The organism is Stenotrophomonas sp. LMG 10879 (genome assembly GCF_002750935.1).
GTDB classification, from domain to species: domain Bacteria; phylum Pseudomonadota; class Gammaproteobacteria; order Xanthomonadales; family Xanthomonadaceae; genus Stenotrophomonas; species Stenotrophomonas lactitubi_B.
The window spans coordinates 1-379 of sequence record NZ_PEJT01000028.1 but is presented as its reverse complement, the minus strand read 5'-3'; the positions used below and the strand labels follow the sequence as shown (position 1 = coordinate 379).

Sequence of the window (379 nt, the reverse complement as noted above, 5' to 3'; positions counted from 1 at the left end):
GGGTATAAACCCTGGCGATGACCTACTCTCGCATGGCTTAGGCCACACTACCATCGGCGCAGCTACGTTTCACTTCCGAGTTCGGGATGGGATCGGGTGGTTCCATAGCGCTAATTTCACCAGGGAGACGGTTGCAGCAGCGCTTGCAGCGCCAGCTCGCGTACTTGCCCTTGGGGCGGAAGGAACTCAAAAAAGCAGAGCCTTCACTTAATAGAAAAAACCCCGCTGCATGAGCAGCGGGGTTTTTGGGTGTAAACCCTGGCGATGACCTACTCTCGCATGGCTTAGGCCACACTACCATCGGCGCAGCTACGTTTCACTTCCGAGTTCGGGATGGGATCGGGTGGTTCCATAGCGCTAATTTCACCAGGGAGGCGGT

General features: G+C 56.2%; 2 rRNA genes. Both read right to left on the bottom strand.

The window, feature by feature from the left end:
- Positions 1–9: 9 nt before the first annotated feature.
- Positions 10–124, bottom strand: a 5S ribosomal RNA gene (rrf, locus tag CR919_RS20950).
- A 132-nt stretch (positions 125–256) separates the two neighbouring features.
- A 5S ribosomal RNA gene (gene rrf / locus CR919_RS20945) occupies positions 257–371 on the bottom strand.
- Positions 372–379: the final 8 nt, after the last annotated feature.